Raw genomic sequence first — 19,327 nt, forward strand, 5'->3', positions numbered from 1 at the left:
TATGGCAGCTAAAGACGTTAAATTTGGCGATTCAGCCCGCAAGCGTATGGTTGCAGGCGTCAACATTCTGGCCGACGCCGTTAAGGTCACCTTGGGCCCGAAAGGCCGCAACGTGGTTCTGGACAAGTCCTTTGGCGCACCGACCGTCACCAAGGACGGCGTTTCCGTTGCGAAGGAAATCGAGCTGAAAGACAAGTTCGAGAACATGGGCGCCCAGATGGTCAAGGAAGTCGCTTCCCAGACCAACGACACCGCCGGTGATGGTACCACTACCGCAACCGTTCTGGCCCAGTCCATCGTCAACGAAGGTCTGAAGGCCGTTGCTGCCGGCATGAACCCGATGGATCTGAAGCGCGGCATCGACAAGGCGACCCAGGCGGCCGTCAAGTCTATCCGTGACATGGCCAAGCCGTGCGACGACAGCCGTAACATCGCGCAGGTGGGCACCATCTCCGCCAACGGCGACGAAACCATCGGCAAGATCATCGCCGACGCCATGGAGCGCGTGGGTAAAGAAGGCGTGATCACCGTTGAGGAAGGCCGTGGCCTGGAAGACGAGCTGGACGTGGTTGAAGGTATGCAATTCGACCGCGGCTACCTGTCTCCGTACTTCATCAACAACCAGGACAGCATGTCCGCCGAGCTGGATGACCCGTTCATCCTGCTGGTCGACAAGAAGATCTCCAACATCCGCGAACTGCTGCCGGTGCTGGAAAGCGTGGCCAAGGCGGGCAAACCGCTGATGATCATCGCCGAAGATATCGAAGGCGAAGCGCTGGCGACCCTGGTTGTCAACAACATGCGTGGCATCGTCAAAGTGGCCGCCGTCAAGGCGCCGGGCTTTGGTGACCGCCGCAAGGAAATGCTGCAGGACATCGCGATCCTGTCCGGCGGTACCGTGATCTCCGAGGAAGTGGGCCTGACCCTGGAAAACACCACTCTGGACGATCTGGGTACAGCCAAGCGCGTTAACATCACCAAGGAAAACACCACCATCATCGATGGCGCCGGTGCCCAGGCTGATATCGAAGCGCGCGTTGAGCAGATCCGCAAGCAGATCGAAGAAAGCTCCTCCGACTACGACAAGGAGAAGCTGCAGGAACGTGTGGCCAAGCTGGCTGGCGGTGTTGCCGTCATCAAGGTGGGCGCCGGTTCCGAAGTGGAAATGAAAGAGAAGAAAGCTCGCGTTGAAGACGCGCTGCACTCTACCCGCGCTGCCGTTGAAGAAGGCATCGTTGCGGGCGGTGGCGTGACCCTGATCCGCGCTCTGGAAGCTCTGGACAGCGTCCAGGCTGAAAACGAAGAGCAGAAGGCGGGCGTCAACATCCTGCGTCGTGCGATGGAATCGCCGCTGCGCCAGATCGTCACCAACGCAGGCGGTGAAGCGTCTGTTGTGGTCGACAAGGTGCGCCAGGGCGAAGGCAGCTTCGGCTACAACGCAGCGACCGAAGGCTACGGTGACATGCTCGAGATGGGCATCCTGGATCCGGCCAAGGTCACTCGCTCAGCCCTGCAGGCCGCGGCTTCCGTTGCCGGTCTGATGATCACCACCGAAGCGATGGTGACGGACGAGCCGGAAGACGAGAAAGCCGGTGGCGGCATGCCGGATATGGGCGGCATGGGTGGTATGGGCGGCATGGGCGGCATGATGTAAGCCGGCCCCGTTCAATACCCCGACCGTTCCCGGTCAAAAAAGGCCCCGCGTTTCGACGCGGGGCCTTTTTTTTGGACTGTGTCATGCACTTGTACAGGGGGTTTGTTAGACTCCGGAAAATTCGCGCGATTCCGCGCCCATACATGCCCTGACACCCTATGGCCGAGACTTTGGATTCACCCTTCCTGCGACCCGGAAAAGTGGTCATGCTGACCCTGCTGGGAATCGTGGTTTACCTGGCCGCCCTGATTTTCTGGTTACCGGCGGGATGGGTCTGGCATCTGTGTCGTGATTCGGTCCCCTTGCCGCCCGGCGTGGCGATCGAGCAAGTCTCCGGTCAGCTTTGGAATGGCCAGGTCCAGGCCCAGGTGATGGGGCACTCCCTGCAGGCGGGCTGGCACCTCGAAGGCCTCATGGAGAACGGTCACTTCCTGCCTCTGGGCTGGCAGCTGCGCACGCCACGATCCCACCTCCAGGGTCAGTTCCACCTCACCGGTATCAATGCCATGGCCCTCTCGGCCGACGGCCGTATCAACATTCCCGAGTTCAGCCGCGAGATTCAGCGTAGCGGTGGCGCGATCATACAGGGCGATGTCACCATCGACCGGTTCTCGCTGGCGGCGACCGACGGTGCCCTGCAGGCCCTGTCTGGTCGTGCAAGCTGGCCCGGCGGCGAGGTGAGCTGGCCGATGGGCGCCTCGCGGGAGCGGGCGGTGTTGCCGCCTATGCAGGCCCTGCTGGATCGCGATCAGGGTCGGATTGCACTGGATATCAGCAGCGCAAAAAGCCCGGACCCGGTCATTTCCGCCCAGGTCCAGCCCGATGGCATGATGCAGATCCAGCTCTATCGGCGCCTGCTGGACCTGGTGAATCAACCCTGGTCGGGCAACGCGGCGCCGGGTGATGTGGTTTTCAGCGTGAGGCAGCGCGTGCTGCCAGCGGGATAGGGTATGGCATCGGTGACATTCACAACGCCATTCGGGCGTCTACCGCGGTGGGTGGCGAACCTGCTGCTGATCGGGCTGGTGATCTATTTCGCCTGGGTGATGGGGCGTCTGACCTGGATGATTGCCTGGCAGGATCCGGTCATGGCCGGGCCCTCCGCCTCGGCAAACGCGGCGTCTCTGGATTCGGCCGTGGAGCAGACGCCACTGGCAGCCTATGATCTCTTCGGCCGGCCTCCGGTGGGCGCGCCGGTGGCGGAAGCGGTCAAGCAAACCGCGCCGGAGACCAATCTGCGTATGCACCTGGAAGGCGTCATGGTAGCGGCGCGATCCGAAGAGTCCGGTGCTATAGTTTCAGGAACGGATGGCTCAACGGCTTATTATCGCGTCGGTGACGTGATGCCCGGCGATATCGAGTTGGTGGAAGTCGACCCACTGCGCATCCTGATCCGACGAAACGGAGAAGTGGAGTCGCTGGCCTTTGAAGACGGCGACGCTGAGGGTATGGTATCGGAGGTTCAGGACGAGACGCGCGGGATGTCTCCCGAGGCCTTTGTGGAGGACGCTCAGGCCCAGCTGGCCGCCGAAGGCGATGCGGCGCTGCAGCGTTACGGACTCAAACCCGTGGCCTCCGGCAGCCAGCAGGGATACGTTTATGACGGTTCCAACCCGATGTTGTCCGCACTGAACCTGAAAGAAGGCGATGTCATTACAGCCATCAACGGTCAGCCGCTGGGGGATATCGAGCAGGATCGGCAATTGCTCGAGGACTGGCGGAACCAGCCACAGATACAAGTGGAAGTGATGCGGGATGGCGCCAGTTTTACCGTAAACTACGCGTTGCCCCAATAAGGATGTTGTCACCGCTGGCGGCGGTCTTAGAGTACAACGATTATAAAAAGGAAGGCCGGTGTGCTTTCCGTCAGTTTCTCAGTTACAGGAAACCAGCACTGCATGACTAATCTGAACACGCCATTGATCCGGGCTCTGGTTCTGGCTTTGCTTCTCCCGCTGAGCATGATGGCCCATGCCCAGGAAGAGGGCACCTGGAAGCTCAACCTCAAGGATGCGGACATACGCGCCTTCGTCACGCAGATTGCTGATATCACCGGTTACAGCTTCGTGGTCGACCCACGGGTCAAGGGCAAGGTTACCGTCCTGTCCTCGGCGCCCATGAACAAGGACGAGATTTACGACCTGTTCCTGGCGGTGCTGCAAGTTCACGGCTTTACGGCGATACCCGGCGAAGAGGTCATCAAGATCGTCCAGCAGGTGGACGCCAAGCAGTCTGCGGAGTCCCTGAAGCGCTTCGACACCATTCCCTCCGAGCAACTGATCACCAAGGTCATTCAGGTCAACAACGCCAACGCCCTGGAGCTGGTGCCCATCCTGCGGCCGCTGGTGGCCAAGTACGGGCACCTGGCCGGTGTGGCGGCAGCCAATGCGCTGATCGTCAGCGATCATTCGGCGAACGTGCATCGCATTGAACAGATCGTCAAGGAACTGGACAGCCCGTCGAAGTATGAGGTGGAGGTCATCCAGCTGAAGGAAGCCTGGGTGGGCGACATGGTGCGCCTGCTGCAGGAATTGGCGCCCTCGGAGCTGGGTAAGCAGGCTAACGATGCCGCCAACAAATACAGCGTCACCGCGGACGAGCGCAGCAACCGGCTGATCCTGCGCGGCGACGAAAACTTCCGCAAGAAAATGCGCGAGCTGATCCACAAGCTGGACCAGCCGTCGGCCTCCGGTGGCACCACGAAAGTGATCCGCCTCAAGCACGCGGACGCCAAGTCACTGGCTGAAATTCTCAAGGGCGTCATGGGCGAAGTGGCCAAGGAAAGTCAGCAGGGCCAGTCCAGTAGCGGCAGTAGCTCGGGTGGAAACACCGGCTTTGCCATCTTTGCCGACGAAGGTCTTAACGCACTGGTGGTCCGCGGTGAGCCGTCCATCATGCAGGAAGTGGATACCATCGTGAACGCGCTGGATGTCCGGCGTGCCCAGGTGCTGATTGAGGCGGCCATTGTCGAGATCAGTGATGAACTGGGTAAGGACGTGGGCGTACAGTTTGCCGTGGGTGATGAAGGCAGCGGCTCGACGCCGGTAGCGGGCACCAACTTCGGCAATGTCGGGCTGAGCTTGAGCGACATCATTGGGGCCATCGCCAGTAATGAGGTGATTTCACCGGCCACCGGCGGTATGTCGCTCGGCTTCGGCGAACGCAACGAGAACGGCATTACCTGGGGCCTGCTGATTCAGGCGTTGTCCAGCTCGACCGCCGCCAATCTGCTGTCCACGCCGAGTATTATCACCCTGGATAATCAGGAATCCGAGATTGTCGTGGGTCAGAACGTTCCGTTCGTAACCGGCTCGACCACCACCACCAGTGACGGGGTGTCGAACCCGTACCAGACCATCGAGCGGCGTGACGTGGGGCTGACGCTGAAGGTCACGCCGACGATCAGCGAGGACGGTCTGGTCAAGCTGATCGTGGAGCAGACCACCGAGAACATTGCCGATAGCGTCGAATCCGCCTCGGACCTGGTCACCAACAAGCGTCAGATCAAGACCACGGTCCTGGCGGACGATGGCGAGACCATCGTGCTGGGCGGCCTGATCCGGGAAGACTACAGCATCACCAAGAGCAAGGTGCCGTTCCTGGGGGATATTCCCTACATTGGCGCCCTGTTCCGCTCTGAGTCGGAGAACAAGATCAAGCGCAACCTGCTGGTGTTTCTGCGGCCCAAGATCATCCTGGCCAAGGGCGATGTGGCCACCATCACCGACGAGAAGTATCAGGGGCTCTGGAACATCAACCTGGGGCTGAGCAAGAAGTTGGGACACAAGATCCCGGAGAATACCAAGCGACCGCCGATCGATACCCTGTTTGAGCGTAATCGGTTGCAGCCGCAGTACTTCGAGTCGCAGCCATCCCAGTAAGGGGAGGGGCGCAGTCCATAAGAAAGGCCGGCATTTGCCGGCCTTTCTTTTTGCCGTGAGCGATGCCCCGAGGAATAAGCGGGCGACTAGGCTGCCGCCACGGGCAGTGGCGGCATCGGGCAGTCCAACTGATCCGCGACCAGCCGCAGGATTTCATATTCCCTGACCACCACCTGGTTGTCCCGCAGGATGCAGTGGCCGCAGGCGTCGATAATCGCCGGCTTCAGCATCGGCGACAGGGCGCGCAGCCGTATCAGGGCCTCCTGTAACGCCCGTGACGAGACCTTGTCCCTGAGCGGCCCCAGATCCACGGTTCGCCCTTCAAAGCCGGCAACTGCCTCTGAGTAGCATTTCTGCGCCTCTTCCGGCGATTCTGTGGCCGAACGTGCCGCGAGACTCAGAAGAATCCCCAGGCTGTCAGCCACATCGGCAAACCGGCGGAAGCGCACCTTGTCGGCACGTCGTCCGGCCGGGGACAGGTGGCGATGGATGAAGCTCAGCAGAGCGAACTCGAACAGGGTGACCCGTCCGTCCGCTCGGACCAGGTGAGTCAGGACCTTTTCCAGACCGCGTCGCTCTTCCGGATCGAGCTTGCGCAGGGCCGGCATGGCCAGTTCCAGCGCCGGCAGTCGGATGGCTTCACCAAGCTGATCAAGGGTGGGGTAGAAGCGTTCAATCAATGCCGGATCAAACCCGAGCACGCCGCGCGCTTCACGGAGCCCGGAGAGGGCCTGTTCCCGCTCTTCCGCGGACATGCTGTGGAATATCAGGCTGTAGCAATACTGCACCGCACCGGTTCGGGTGTAGAGCAGTGTGCGGGCATTGTCCGGTAGTTGGCGCAGCAGCTGCTGGGCGTATTCCTCGTTGGCGGTCGTCACGACGCCTGCGCTATCGGACAGCCGGGTGTGTGGGGCCACCGGCGTGGTGTGACGTCCGGCCAGGGGTGCGACCACGTCCTGCAGGCCATCGCGGAACAGGGAACCCCGGGCGGCGTCCTCAACCGTCGGCCGAGCCTGCCGGACATCGTCCCGGCGGCGGTTGCGGAAGCGCGCCAGCAGTCCCGGGCCAATGGCGTTGATCCGGTCTTCCAGCGGCGGGTGTGAGGCGAGCCAGCCCGCGAAGCGCATGCGCACCGATTCCGAAAAACACATGTGGTTGACGTCGCTGGCGTGGCCGGTGGACTGGAAATAACTGCTCGACTCGCCGATACGATAGAGCGCGCTGGCAATGCCTTCGGGGTTGCGGGTGAACTGCACCGAGGAGGCGTCGGCCAGCATTTCCCGCTGCCGCGAGATGGCGGCCTGGATCAGGCGTCCGAAGAACAGTCCGATGTAGCCCACGAGCATCAGAGCGAGTCCGAGGCCGATGGCCAGCCCCTGGCTTTTGTTGTCGCGGGAGCTGTAATAGCGGCGTCGACCAGCGCTGCCCAGCAGGAACTGACCGATCTGGCCAATCATCAGAATGCCGGCCAACAGGGCGATCAGCCGCACGTTGATGCGCATGTCGGAATTGAGGATGTGGCTGAATTCGTGGCCCACCACGCCCTGCAGTTCGTCCCGGTTCAACTGGGTGAGGGTGCCGTGCGTCACCACCATGACGGCTTCGCCCGGAGAATACCCGGCGACGAACGCGTTAATGGCGGTTTCGTTATCCATCACGTAGAGATCGGGAACCGGCACGCCACTGGCAATCGCCATCTCCTCCACCACGTTCCGAAGCTGGCGTTCCTGGGGGTCCTGACTTGAGGGATCAAGAAGTCGGGCGCCCACCATCCGGGCCACCCGCTCGCCGCCGCCGGCCAGGTCAATCCAGCGGATCAGTGATCCCAGCCCGATCACGGCGACGACCGCGATGGATGTGAAGATGCCCTGCTCGGATGTCAGCCAGACGCCGAAGTGGGCGGTGGGCTCGACATTGCGGGTCACCAGATAGCCGACCAGATCGACCACCAGGGTGATCAGCAGGACGGCTGCCGTAAACAGGAACACGAGCAGCGTGGTGTTACGCCGCGCGCGCTCCTGGCGCTCGAAGAATCCAAGTTTGGCCATAAGGTCGTTGCCGGGTCAGTGTGCCCGGAATCAGAAGCTGACTTTCGGTGCCTGGCGGGCTTCCGGATTTTCCAGTTGCAGCTGCTCGGACGGTTTGAAGGCAAACAGGCCGGCAATGATGTTGTTGGGGAATTTCTCCCGGAAGGTGTTGTAGAACATCACTTCATCGTTATAGGCCTGACGGGAGAAGGCCACACGATTCTCGGTGCTGGACAGCTCTTCCATCAGTTGCTGGATGGTTTCATTGGCTTTCAGCTCAGGGTAGTTCTCCGCCACCGCGTAGAAGTTGGCCAGGGCGCGGGACAGCATGTTCTCGGCAGACGACAGCTTCTGGATCTTCTGGCCGTCGGCCGGGTCGCCGGCGGCGTCCTTCTGGGCGCTCACGGCGTTGTTTCGCGCCTCCATGACTTCAGTCAGGGTGTTGCGCTCGTGGGACAGGTAGGCCTTGGCCGCTTCCACCAGGTTGGGGATCAGATCGTGACGTCGCTGGAGCTGGACGTCGATCTGGGCAAAGCCGTTCTTGAAACGATTGCGGAGGGAGACCAGCCGGTTGTAGATGGATACGATCAGAATAACCACGGCGGCGATGACCGCCAGGCCGATCAGCGTTGTCGTCATGAAAGGTCCTTGTCGTCAGTTTTCAGTTGAATTGGCGGTGATTTTACGGTGGAACGCCACCACAAAGCTTGCGAAATCGTCCGGTTTCAGCGGCTTGCTGAAAAAGTAGCCCTGGGCCAGCTGGCAGCCGCGGTTGTGAAGGTAGAATTCCTGCTCTTCGGTTTCCACACCTTCGGCGATGACGTCCAGGTTCAGGCTCTTGCCCAGGTCGATGATGGTATTGGCAATGCGGGTGTCTTCCTCGTTGACCAGCAGGTCGTGAATAAACTGCTTGTCAATCTTGAGGTGCTGCACCGGCAATCGCTTGAGGTAGGTGAGCGAGGAATAGCCTGTGCCGAAGTCGTCCACCGCAATATTGATCCCCTCATTACGCAGTTGCACCAGCTTTTCCACGGCGCTGTCCAGGTTCTCCATAAAGCCGGTCTCGGTCACCTCAAGCTCCAGCCGGCCAGGAGGAATGGCGTGCCGTTTGAGGGTCTTGAGTACGGTCTCGACGATGTCGTCCTGGCGAAGTTGCACGGCTGACAGGTTGACGGCAATCCGGATCGGCATGCCTTCACTGGACCAGAGCGCCGCCTGGGCGCAGGCTTCGTCCAGGACCCAGCTGCCGATTTCCACGATGGAGCCGCTCAGTTCCGCCAGCGGAATGAAGTGATCTGGCGGGATCAGGCCGTGGACGGGGTGTTCCCAGCGCAGCAGGGCCTCGGCGCCAATGACGCGGCGCGTTTCCAGGTTGATCTGGGGCTGGTAGACGAGGTGGAACTGATTTTCCACCAGGGCCTGGTGAAGCTCCTTCTCCAGCCGCTTTCGGTCACGGATTTCCTGGTCGACGCTGGCTACATAGAACTGGAACTGGTTGCCGCCGCCGGCTTTGGCCAGCGTCATGGTCTGCTCGGCGCGCTGGAGCAGTTGTTCGCTGTGTTCGGCATCGTCCGGGAACAGGGCGATACCGATGGTGGCCGTGGCCGAGACATCGCGACCGGCCAGGCGAATGGGCGCGTTGATTTCGTTGAGCAGCCATTCCGACGTGGCGGCGCACTGGTAGCCATCACGCAGGTGCTGCTCAACCACGACAAACTGGTCGCTCCCCAGGCGCGCAGTGATTAACGGGCCATTGGGACCGTCGCCGCCGAGGCGATCGGCGATGGTTTGCAGCAGCTGGTCGCCCATGTGGTAACCATGCTGCTCGTTGATGCTCTTGAAGTCGTCAATGCCGAAACAGAACGCAGCCAGGGTCTGGTCGTTGCGTCGGTGTTCTTCCAGGGCGTTGCTGAGCATAACCAGGAACAGTTCCCGGTTGGGCAGGCCGGTGAGTTTGTCGTAGCGGGACAGGCGATTGACCCGGGCCTCGGCTTCCGCCTGTTTCTCCTGGTTCTCGGTGATGGCCACCAGCAGGTTGTTGGTGGCGTTTACCCAAAGACCCAGTTCGTCGTTTCGATGACCCCGCGGCATGTCCAGGAGCGTGCCGCCGGGGTTGTCGGGGTTAACCCGCGAAATCGAGCTGATGATCCGGAACAGGGGGCGGGTCAGCAGGATATGGAAAACGGCAAACAGCACCAGGCTCAGGACGATGGCCCGGGCAATGCCGGACAGGAAGGTCAGGGTGGCGCGTTCGAGCCAGGAGGCCGCGGAGTAGGCGGTGTCGTAACTGACTTCCAGGTAACCGTAGATGACCGGATCGTCGGCACCGCGGGTCAGGGGCACGCGATAATGACGTTCAGCGGAAAAGATGCGATCGGTCAGGGGGCGGTAGTCCGCCGGTAGCAGGTCGCGGGTGCTACGGGCCAGCACTTCACCGTCGGGGTGCATGATCTGGGCAAAACGGACCGCCTGCTGTTCGAACAGCCCATCGACCACTTGCTGGGCCAGGTCCTCGTCAATACTGTAAACCGCCTGGCTGGCGGCATCGCGGACCAGTGCCAGGGTCTGGTGGGCCTGCTGGTCCAGTTCATCGGATACGCGATTGGCATCGACGATGATCTGGGTCGTGCTCAACACGATACCGCTCAGCAGCGCAATCAGCAGTACCCAGCGAAGAATGCGATAGCCGAGTCGGTGTTCAAACTGAAACTGTCTAGTCATTATCCAGCGCTTAGGGAACCCCCGGACAGATGTTCCGGTGATCCTCGATTTTTGCCTCATCGGCACTGGTGCCGAGACGTCAGGTAGCGATGAGACGAACCTGGGTGAACGACTTCCTGTCGCGCCACGGGGCTTGTCGCGTTACGTCCTGTGCAGGTGGCCGCATTATGATCGTTATGGGCGGCCGGCGAATGATGGGCTTCGGTATGACGGGTGGATAAAGCCGGGCGTCGAGTTGGATCCCGCCGTGCATACGATGTCCCACCCCTAGTTAAATAGCTGTATGGGCGGACAAAGTCCAGTTTCAACGGGTAAAGGTTTGCAACAAAAAACGCCCGCTCAAGGAGCGGGCGTTGATCGATCCAGTGTCCGGATCGGATACAGACTGGTTCCCTTCGTGGGATCAGCCCAGGTTTTCGTTTACGAAATCCCAGTTGACCAGGTTCCAGAAGGCTTCCAGATAGTTCGGACGTGAATTCCGGTAATCGATGTAGTAGGCGTGCTCCCACACATCGACGGTCAGGACCGGCTTGTCGTCGGTGGTCAGCGGTGTGCCGGCGTCGTCGGTGTTGACGATGGCAACGCTGCCGTCGGTCTTCTTGACCAGCCAGGTCCAGCCAGATCCGAAGTTGCCGGCGGCTTTTTCATTGAATTCTTTCTTGAAGGCGTCAAAAGAGCCGAAGGCCTTGTTGATGGCGTCTGCCGCTGCACCGGTCGGTTCGCCACCGCCGTTCGGGCTCAGGCAGTTCCAGTAGAACGTGTGGTTCCAGACCTGGGCTGCGTTGTTGAACAGGCCGCCCGGACCGGCCGTCTTGATGATGTCTTCCAGGGATTTGTTGGCATTGTCGGTACCTTCGACCATGCCGTTCAGCTTGGTGACGTATGTCTGGTGGTGCTTGCCGTAATGGTATTCCAGGGTTTCCTGAGAGATGTGCGGTTCAAGTGCGTTCTTTTCGTAAGGCAGTGCTGGAAGTTCGAATGCCATTGGAAGGTCTCCCTTGTATCTTCTCTCAACAGTATTGATGTGATGTGAACAGCTCTGGGGACGTGCCCCAGCGGTCAGATGACGTTACATCTCGTCACATGGGGTATGCAGAGCTTAACACCCTGGATGGGGCGAATCCACGTCGCAAGATGTTGGGGCCGCGGATGTTTTTTCAAGGGGAAGGGAATAAAGCCGACCCGGGCGCTGCGAAGCAGGCGCCCGGGAAGGAGGCTTCAGCCGCGGGTCAGCGAGCAGTCCAGCTCGGGCGCACCCGGCAGGAAGCAGGCGCAGTTCTTGACGCGCCAGACCAGTTCTTCATAGCTGTCGGCCAGCACGTTAATGTGGCCCAGCTTGCGTCCGGAACGCTCAAGCTTGTTGTAAAGGTGCAGGTGGGTATAGGGCAGGCGCAGGATATCGCGAATCTCGCCGTGGCTGCCGATGATATTCACCATGCAGCTGACGCCCCGGGCGCTGGTATCGCCCAGCGGCATGCCGGTCACCGCGCGGATGTGGTTTTCGAACTGGCTGGTGACAGCCCCTTCCATGGTCCAGTGCCCGGAATTATGGACCCGTGGTGCCATTTCGTTGGCCACCAGCCCATCCGCCGTTTCAAACAGCTCCAGTGCCAGCACGCCGACATAGTCGAGCTCGTTCAGGAGCATGCGGATGTAGCGCTCGGCATCGTCCCGGACTTCCGGGCGCAGGCCGGGTGCCGGTGCAATGGAATAGCGCAGGATGCCGTCGTGATGGACGTTTTCCGCCATCGGGTAGAAAGCCAGTTCACCGTCTTCGCCGCGCACGGCAATGATGGAGACTTCACGCTGGAAATCGACGAATTTCTCGACGATCAGCTTGTCATGGTTGATGGACTGCCAGGCTTCTGCGGCGTCTTCCGGCGAACGCAGGACGGCTTGCCCCTTGCCGTCGTAACCTTCGGTATTGGACTTGGCGACCACCGGGCAGCCCAGCTCGCTTGCGGCCTTGCGCAGCTGCTCGGCATTCTCGGCGATGCGCCATTCCGGAGTCGGGATGCCCAGGCTGCCAAACAGGGTCTTTTCCGCTTCCCGGTTCTGGCAGACCTGCAGCGCGCGAGGCGAGGGATAGACGGGCTTTTCACGCGCAATGATCTGGGCGACCTCCACCGGTAGGTGCTCAAACTCGTAGGTCACCCGATCCACGCGGGACAGAAAGTCTTTCAGAAATTCGTTGTTGCGGTCGATGATGACTTCGCCCAGCCCGGCGCTGGGGTTGCCGGACATGTCATAGAAGACGAAATCGTTGGCCAGCGGGTAACCGGCGAGGGCGAGCATTCGCCCGAGTTGACCGGCGCCTAATACACCAATTCGCATGTGATACTCCGGTGATGATCAAGTCGCCCGATGTGTGGGCCGGGCGGGTCCGTCTGGAATCACTCAGCCCGGGGGTCGGGGTTGTCGAGGACGGCCTCGGTCTGGGACGTCCGGAACTGTTCCACCGCGGCCCGGATATCGGCATTATTGAGCCCGAGGATCTGCGCTGCAAGCAGTCCGGCGTTGGTTGCACCCGCCTTGCCGATGGCCAGCGTGCCCACGGACACGCCGCCCGGCATCTGAACGATCGACAGCAGGGAATCCAGGCCGTTCAGCGCCTTCGATTGTACGGGGACGCCCAGCACGGGCAGAGCCGTCTGGGAGGCCACCATGCCCGGCAAGTGGGCCGCCCCGCCAGCACCGGCGATAATGACCTGGAGGCCGCGATCGGCGGCGTTGCGGGCATAGTCGAAGAGCAGGTCGGGGGTGCGGTGGGCCGACACGACCCGTGTTTCGTAGGCGACGCCCAGCTTCTCAAGCATGTTGGCGGCATGCTCCATGGTCGGCCAGTCCGACTTGGAGCCCATGATAAGACCAACTTGCGGCTGCATAAGCAAGGTCCCGGTGTGTTAAAAAAGAAGCCGAGCATTGTATGCAGAGCTCGTTAGCCATGCAAATTATGACACTCTTTGGCGCTTTGAGCAGCGAATCGATAAGATCACGTCCAGATTGACTCTTCTGAACTGGGGAAACTATGGAACCGATACGTCCTGAACGGGATGAAGTACGGGGATCAGCGGGCTCGGGTAAGCCCAAGCGTGAAAAGTCGACGCCGCGGGCCTCCCGGCCCGGGCCGGAGCTGTCCCTGAATCGGCAGCCCGGGCGGGGCGCGATTCCCGTTCTGGTGATCCTTCTGTTGGCGGCCGTCGCGGCCGGTGGCTGGGGCTGGTACTTGCAGAAGCAGCAGATTGACCAGATGTCGGAGCGCCTGCAGGAGGCGGACTATTGGGCCCGCCAGAGCAAGCTGGCGCTGGCGCGCTTCGAGGGCAAGCTGTCCGAAACCGGGGAGAACCTGGAGGAAAAGGATTCGTCCCTGGCCAGCCTGCAAAAGCAGGCCAAGACCAATGAGAGTGAAATCCGCAAGCTGTGGGCGGTGGCCAACGAGCGGAACAAGGACGCCATTAACGCCAACAAGGCGGCACTGGCCTACCTGGAAGAAACCACCAGCACCCTGAAAAGCGACCTCAACAAGCGGGCCGACACGCTCGCCGCCGACATCAAGTCCCTGCAGGAGGCCGCCGACGAACGCCAGGCATCGATCGCCTCGTTGCAATCCAGTCTTGACGATCTGGCGCCTCGCCTGAAGGCGGTGGAAGACAAGTCCGACAACATGACGGCGACCGTCGAGCAGCGACTGGACCGGTTTGGACGCGAGCAGGATCTGGCGCGTCAGGAGATTCTCGCCCGCCTGGATAGCCTGGAAAAAGGCGGCGGCAACCTCGACTCTTTGAAAGGCAGCCTGGCCGATACCCGCCAGCGCCTGAGCAAGATCGAAAACGCCATCGATGCCATCGATGCGGCCCGGGCGCAGCTCAACGCGCGTCTGATCCGGCTCGACGACGAAGTGTCCAGCCTGCGGAAGTAATCCCGGCTGATCAGGCCGTGTAACAGTTTGTAGCTATCCCTTGCGGTAGGTCTCGGTTTCATCGCCCGGCCTGTTGCTATGATCCGTGACCAGAGGCGTCTCCAGGCCACGCACCTGCGGGGCGCCCGAACGGTTCGGGGGATGACACAATCATGCGTAACGCAACACGGATGGCCAGGTTTGCCGCCCTGGCCCTGGTTTTCACGCTCAGCGGCTGCAGTATTCACCAGTCCATCGGCAAGAGTACCGGCGCCTTCCTGCATCCGGTATCGGGCAAGGATTTCGTGCACATTCCCAACGATCAGTGGGACCAGCAGAATCACGCCCTCGTCTACTTTTATCGCACGCATTCCCGCTGGGCGGCCGACGAGATCGAGTCGCCCAGTGTGTACATCGACGGCGAGCACTACTTCAATATTCGCGACGACAGCTACACCTGGCTCGAAGTCGAGCCCGGTCCCCGCCACATCATCATGCGCCGGCCCCTGCTGGGGCTTGAAGGCATCAATGATATTGATTTGAGCCGGATTGCCGATGCGGTGCTCCATGTCGAAGCCGGCCAGATCTATTACCTGCGATACAACGAGCTATCCCCTCCGAAACAGGCCCATCCGGATCTGGATGCCGAGGATCCGTTGGCTTCGGGCGACCTGCAACTGGTCACCCGGGACTACGCCATGGGTCAGGGTGAGATCGTGACGACCCAGTTCCTCAACAGCGACATGCTGGCGCCGAACCACGCTGCCACATCCATCGTCGAAGCCAATCAGGATGCAGACTATGAGCGCCGCCGGGAAGAGCTGGAGACGGCGCGCGACGAGGAAATCGAGGCCATGAAGGCCAACGGGCAATACGAGGAGGCACCCTGGTACTGGCCTTTCGGCGGCGGACCTACCCAACCGTTGGAGACCGATCGCCAGATCGATGCCCTGGACAAGGCGTACGCCTCGCTCGAGGCCGAGCGGGAGCGGGCGGAGGCCGCGGAAGACAGTGGCTGGTGGCCATTCTGAATGCGGGTGAGGGAGTCGTCCTCGCGGAAATGACGCGGCTGGTGGCAATGGATGCCAATGTGGTCGGGCACGAGCTTTATAAAATGTGAAGCGGCGCACATCTTTCTTGGCCCATCGGGGCGGTCTGACTAGACTGAAGAGAGCATGAGCGCTGTTTCCATGTGCCTGGACACAAGAATAAAGAGGATGAGATGTCATTGAAGGACACTGTGGGAGAACCCGTGCGTTGGGCTCGGGGCCGGCTTGATCGTTTGCGCCGGCAGTATCTGGAGGTGATCCACGAAGCGGAGCACCTGGGGGAAGAACGACTGGATGAATTACGCCACCTGGTAGACCACCTTGGGCCTTCGTTGAAGGGCCTGGTGGACGAGCGCCTGCAGGCGTTGCAAACCAAGCTGGACGAGATCAATCGGCGCCTGGCTGAAGAAGCCATTCCCGACGAGCGCCGTTCGAGTGTTGGGCACCTGGCTCTGGAGAAAAAGGCGGCCTCTGCCGCCCGTAAGGCCAGCTCGGTCGTCAGGGCGGGGCGGCGAAAGAGTACGGCCGAATCGGGCGACACATCGAAACCGGCGCCCAAGTCAGCCGGTGGCAGTAAGAAGCGCACGCCATCGAAGACGAACGGAACCGATGCCCCGTGATCGCTCCCGGGGGCATTGATCTGGCTGCAAAATAACCACTTGAGTTTAATTCCAAAAAATCCCACGAAAGTATTTGACAGGCCCACTCAAATGCTTAAAATGCGCGTCTCATCTGGATGACACAGCAACGCCGACACGGCAAAACGCTGGTTCATCCGCGCTGATTGGGTGGTTAGCTCAGCTGGGAGAGCATCGCCCTTACAAGGCGAGGGTCGCAGGTTCGATCCCTGCACCACCCACCAATTCAGCGCGCTGTCGGGTTACCCCTTCGACAGAAAGATGATCGCGGAGCGGTAGTTCAGCTGGTTAGAATACCGGCCTGTCACGCCGGGGGTCGCGGGTTCGAGTCCCGTCCGCTCCGCCATTTCCCGAATTCCCGGGTGGTTAGCTCAGCTGGGAGAGCATCGCCCTTACAAGGCGAGGGTCGCAGGTTCGATCCCTGCACCACCCACCATTTCCTTTCCCTGTGTGGATTGATTGTACCCGACAGCATTCGCTGGTTTCGGGTTTTTGCGTTCCTCATACCTCTGCAACTTCCAAACCTGATCCAGGCGTTGTCGACGAATTGCGAATCGGACAGTTCGTGGTTTATGCTGCGTTCCCGTCATGTTCGGCGATGATCGCGTCGATCTGGGCCCTCGGCTCGCAGTCTGACGTCCGGTTGGCGTCCGCGCCCGTATCTTCTCGGGGCCTTTCTCTTCTTGGTGCCCCTCGAAGGGTGCGAGGGATCTGATTCTTTAAGGGATGGAACGACACTCATGTCTTCGCGTTTGAAACGCCTCTTCATTGTTTTTGCCGTTGCTGCCGTCGTCATTGCCGCCCTCTGGTGGTGGAGCCTGGGCAAGGAAACCACCGACGATGCCTTTGTCCAGCGGGACGTGGTGTACCTGAAACCCCGCGTGGATGGCCCGCTGGTGGATGTGGCTGTGCACGACAACCAGCCGGTGAAAGCCGGGCAGGTGCTGGCGACGATCGATCCGGAACCCTACCAGGCGGCACTGTCAGCGGCCCAGGCCAAGGTGGCCAATGCCCGGGCCTCGCTTGAGAGTGCGCGGGCCTCACTGACGGCTTTCCAGGCCAATCTGGCCGCCCGCAAAGCGGAAGCCACCGCGAGTGTTGAGGTGGCCAAAGCCCAGATCACTCAGCAGGAAAGAACGCGGGACGCCCAGGCCGCCAAGATTGAACAGGCGCGCCGGGATGTGAAGCGCTACAGCGTGCTGGTTGAACGCAGTCAGGTGTCCAAGCAGACGCTGGAGAATGCACGAACCAACCTGAATACCCTGGAAAGCGATCATGCGGCGACAGCCGCCGCGGTGTCCGTGGCCAGGAGCCAGCTTGCCTCGGCACGCGCGCAGCAGCAGGCGGTGGCCGCCGATGATCAGCGTCTGCCGGTCATGCAGGCCGCCGTGGATGAAGCCCGGGCGAATCTGGAGCAGGCCCAGGCCAGCCTGACCCAGGCCCAACTGAACCTGGACTGGACCACCATCAAGGCCCCGGTGGATGGCTGGATCAGCGAACTGCAGGCCCGCACCGGCGCCATGGTGGGACCGCAAGCGACGCTGGTGATCCTGGTCTCCGGCCATCCCTGGATCAAGGCCAACTACAAGGAAACCCAGATCGGCGATATGCACGTGGGCGATCGGGTGGACATCGACGTGGACGCTTACCCGAACAAGACCCTGACCGGCCACGTTGCCTCTTTCCAGCCGGGGACCGGCTCCCGTTTTGCGCTGCTGCCGCCGGAAAACGCCACCGGCAATTTCGTGAAGGTGGTGCAGCGTGTGCCGATCCGTATCGAACTGGATGACACGCCCGAAGACATGCAGCTGTGGCCTGGCATGTCCGTCGTACCGACGGTGCATCTGGACAGCGCGGGCAAGCAGCCGTAAGGGGCCATCATGAGTGATGCCGCAACCGGCAACGAGGCGCCCTCGGCCCGCAAGGCGATCAATCCCTGGCTGATTGCGCCGATGGTGGCGCTTGCGGCGTTCATGGAGGTGCTCGACATCTCCATCGCCAACGTTTCCCTCTCCAACATCGCCGGCAGCCTGGGGGCTGGGCCCGAGGAATCCACCTGGGTTCTGACGTCCTACCTGGTGACCAACGCCATAGCTCTGCCCATTGCCGGCTGGCTGTCCGAATATTTCGGCCGCACCCGATTCTTCATCGCCTGCATCATCGGCTTCAGCGCCGCATCCCTGGCCTGCGGTCTGGCCCCCAGTCTGGGCATGCTGATCTTTTTCCGGGCGATCCAGGGGCTGGCCGGTGGGGCGTTGCAACCGGTGTCCCAGGCGATTCTCGCCGACGCCTTCCCGCCGGCCCAGCGGGCCATGGCGTTTGCCATGTACGGGATCGCCGTGGTGGCGGCGCCGGCGATCGGGCCGACGCTGGGCGGCTGGATCACCGACCAGTTCAGCTGGCACTGGATCTTCCTGATCAATGTACCGGTCGGGGCGCTGCTGATCGTGCTGATCCGCATGTACCTGCCGGACGAGAAACCCAACCACGACGGCAGTCCCATCGATTATGTCGGCTTCGGCCTGATCGCCGTCGGCATCGGCAGTCTGCAGTGGCTGCTGGATCGGGGGCAAAACGAGGACTGGTGGGATTCCCTGGAGATCCAGGTTCTTACCGGTGTGGTGATCGTGGCGCTGCTGACCTACATCGTGCGTTCGTTCGATCAGGACAACCCCATCGTCAACCTGCGTCTGTATCGCTATCGCAATTACGCCATTTCCAACCTGCTGATGTTCGTGCTCGGTTTTATCCTGCTGGGTTCGACGGCGTTGCTGCCGCTGTTCATGGAGTCGCTGCTGGGTTACACCGCGCTGGATGCGGGGCTGGTGATCTCACCCGGCGGCTTTGCCATCATGGCGATGATGCCGGTGGTGGGGAAACTGGCGGGTAAAGTGGACCTGCGGCTGATGATTTCGTTCGGCCTGCTGTGTGCCGGCAGCTCGCTCTGGTTCATGGGCGGCTTCACGCTGCAGGTCGACAGTACAACCCTGGCGCTGATGCGTGTGTGGCAGACGCTGGGAATTGCCTTCCTGTTTATTCCCATCAACACCATGGCCTACATCGGACTGCCGGCCAGCGCCAACAACCAGGCGGCGTCGATGCTTGCGTTCATGCGGAACCTGGGTGGGGGTGTCGGGATTTCGGTGCTGGTGACGCTGATCTCGCGCCTGGGTGCCCATCACCGGGTGCCGCTGGTGGCCAATACCAGTCCCGGCGATCCGGAATGGGAGCAGCACCTGTCCCAGTTACAGGGCGTGACCGGCAGCCATGAGCAGGCGCTGGCCCTGCTCAACCAGACCGTGCAGGGCCAGGCGCAGATGCTGGCCTATATCGACGCCTTCCATTTCATGGGGGCGCTGTTCGTACTGATGATTCCGCTGGTACTGCTGCTGAAGCCGGGGCAGGCGGATCCGGATGCCGAACCCGCGCCTGCCCACTGAGCCTTCCCGTGGCGGGATA

General features: G+C 61.3%; 15 protein-coding genes and 3 tRNA genes. 12 read left to right on the forward strand and 6 right to left on the reverse strand.

The genetic code is table 11. The features are described from left to right. Nucleotide 1: 1 nt before the first annotated feature. The 4 genes from groL (at nt 2) to gspD (ending at nt 5,535) form a co-directional block, all read left to right on the forward strand. A complete protein-coding gene (gene groL, locus JL474_RS00845; protein ID WP_123633134.1) occupies nt 2-1,654 on the forward strand; it encodes a chaperonin GroEL in 1,653 nt (550 codons plus the stop codon). A 158-nt stretch (nt 1,655-1,812) separates the two neighbouring features. Beyond that, nucleotides 1,813-2,601 carry a type II secretion system protein N gene (gene gspN, locus JL474_RS00850; protein WP_203140600.1) on the forward strand — a complete coding sequence of 263 codons (789 nt, stop codon included), beginning with the start codon at nt 1,813-1,815 and terminating at the stop codon, nt 2,599-2,601. Between the two features lie 3 nt (nt 2,602-2,604). Further along, entirely contained in the window at nt 2,605-3,450 is an 846-nt protein-coding gene (locus JL474_RS00855) for a type II secretion system protein N (RefSeq protein ID WP_203140601.1), read from the forward strand. 102 nt (nt 3,451-3,552) lie between these two features. Continuing rightward, a complete protein-coding gene (gspD, locus tag JL474_RS00860) occupies nt 3,553-5,535 on the forward strand; it encodes a type II secretion system secretin GspD (RefSeq protein ID WP_203140602.1) in 1,983 nt (660 codons plus the stop codon). Between the two features lie 86 nt (nt 5,536-5,621). Here gspD and JL474_RS00865 read toward each other — a convergent pair whose 3' ends face one another. The 6 genes from JL474_RS00865 to purE form a co-directional block, all read right to left on the reverse strand. Continuing rightward, nucleotides 5,622-7,583: a M48 family metallopeptidase gene (locus tag JL474_RS00865; protein ID WP_203140603.1), complete on the reverse strand. Its 1,962-nt coding sequence runs from the start codon at nt 7,581-7,583 to the stop codon at nt 5,622-5,624. 30 nt (nt 7,584-7,613) lie between these two features. Beyond that, entirely contained in the window at nt 7,614-8,201 is a 588-nt protein-coding gene (locus JL474_RS00870; RefSeq protein WP_123633143.1) for a LemA family protein, read from the reverse strand. A gap of 15 nt (nt 8,202-8,216) precedes the next feature. After that, on the reverse strand, nt 8,217-10,283 hold the full coding sequence (locus JL474_RS00875) for a putative bifunctional diguanylate cyclase/phosphodiesterase (protein WP_123633145.1): 2,067 nt from the start codon (nt 10,281-10,283) through the stop codon (nt 8,217-8,219). 403 nt (nt 10,284-10,686) lie between these two features. Next, a complete protein-coding gene (gene sodB / locus JL474_RS00880) occupies nt 10,687-11,268 on the reverse strand; it encodes a superoxide dismutase [Fe] (protein ID WP_123633147.1) in 582 nt (193 codons plus the stop codon). A gap of 233 nt (nt 11,269-11,501) precedes the next feature. Then, nucleotides 11,502-12,617: a 5-(carboxyamino)imidazole ribonucleotide synthase gene (locus tag JL474_RS00885; RefSeq protein ID WP_203140604.1), complete on the reverse strand. Its 1,116-nt coding sequence runs from the start codon at nt 12,615-12,617 to the stop codon at nt 11,502-11,504. A gap of 59 nt (nt 12,618-12,676) precedes the next feature. After that, nucleotides 12,677-13,168: a 5-(carboxyamino)imidazole ribonucleotide mutase gene (gene purE / locus JL474_RS00890; RefSeq protein WP_123633151.1), complete on the reverse strand. Its 492-nt coding sequence runs from the start codon at nt 13,166-13,168 to the stop codon at nt 12,677-12,679. A gap of 143 nt (nt 13,169-13,311) precedes the next feature. Between purE and JL474_RS00895 the strand changes: the two genes are divergently transcribed. The 8 genes from JL474_RS00895 to JL474_RS00930 all read left to right on the forward strand — a co-directional run bounded on the left by JL474_RS00895 (nt 13,312) and on the right by JL474_RS00930 (nt 19,308). Beyond that, entirely contained in the window at nt 13,312-14,202 is an 891-nt protein-coding gene (locus JL474_RS00895) for a hypothetical protein (protein WP_203140605.1), read from the forward strand. A gap of 152 nt (nt 14,203-14,354) precedes the next feature. After that, the gene (locus JL474_RS00900) at nt 14,355-15,212 is read left to right on the forward strand and encodes a DUF2846 domain-containing protein (RefSeq protein ID WP_203140606.1); all 858 of its coding nucleotides are present in this window, start codon (nt 14,355-14,357) and stop codon (nt 15,210-15,212) included. 221 nt (nt 15,213-15,433) lie between these two features. Further along, a complete protein-coding gene (locus JL474_RS00905) occupies nt 15,434-15,850 on the forward strand; it encodes a hypothetical protein (RefSeq protein ID WP_203140607.1) in 417 nt (138 codons plus the stop codon). Nucleotides 15,851-16,016: 166 nt separating this feature from the next. After that, nucleotides 16,017-16,092 (forward strand) — tRNA-Val (locus tag JL474_RS00910). A 45-nt stretch (nt 16,093-16,137) separates the two neighbouring features. Next, nucleotides 16,138-16,214: transfer RNA gene (locus JL474_RS00915), tRNA-Asp, on the forward strand. 14 nt (nt 16,215-16,228) lie between these two features. Continuing rightward, nucleotides 16,229-16,304, forward strand: a tRNA-Val gene (locus JL474_RS00920). A gap of 304 nt (nt 16,305-16,608) precedes the next feature. After that, nucleotides 16,609-17,739: an HlyD family secretion protein gene (locus JL474_RS00925; RefSeq protein WP_203140608.1), complete on the forward strand. Its 1,131-nt coding sequence runs from the start codon at nt 16,609-16,611 to the stop codon at nt 17,737-17,739. 9 nt (nt 17,740-17,748) lie between these two features. Then, on the forward strand, nt 17,749-19,308 hold the full coding sequence (locus tag JL474_RS00930) for a DHA2 family efflux MFS transporter permease subunit (RefSeq protein ID WP_203140609.1): 1,560 nt from the start codon (nt 17,749-17,751) through the stop codon (nt 19,306-19,308). Nucleotides 19,309-19,327 lie beyond the last annotated feature (19 nt).

The sequence above is a fragment of the Marinobacter mangrovi genome (assembly GCF_016798325.1).
Lineage (GTDB): Bacteria > Pseudomonadota > Gammaproteobacteria > Pseudomonadales > Oleiphilaceae > Marinobacter_A > Marinobacter_A mangrovi.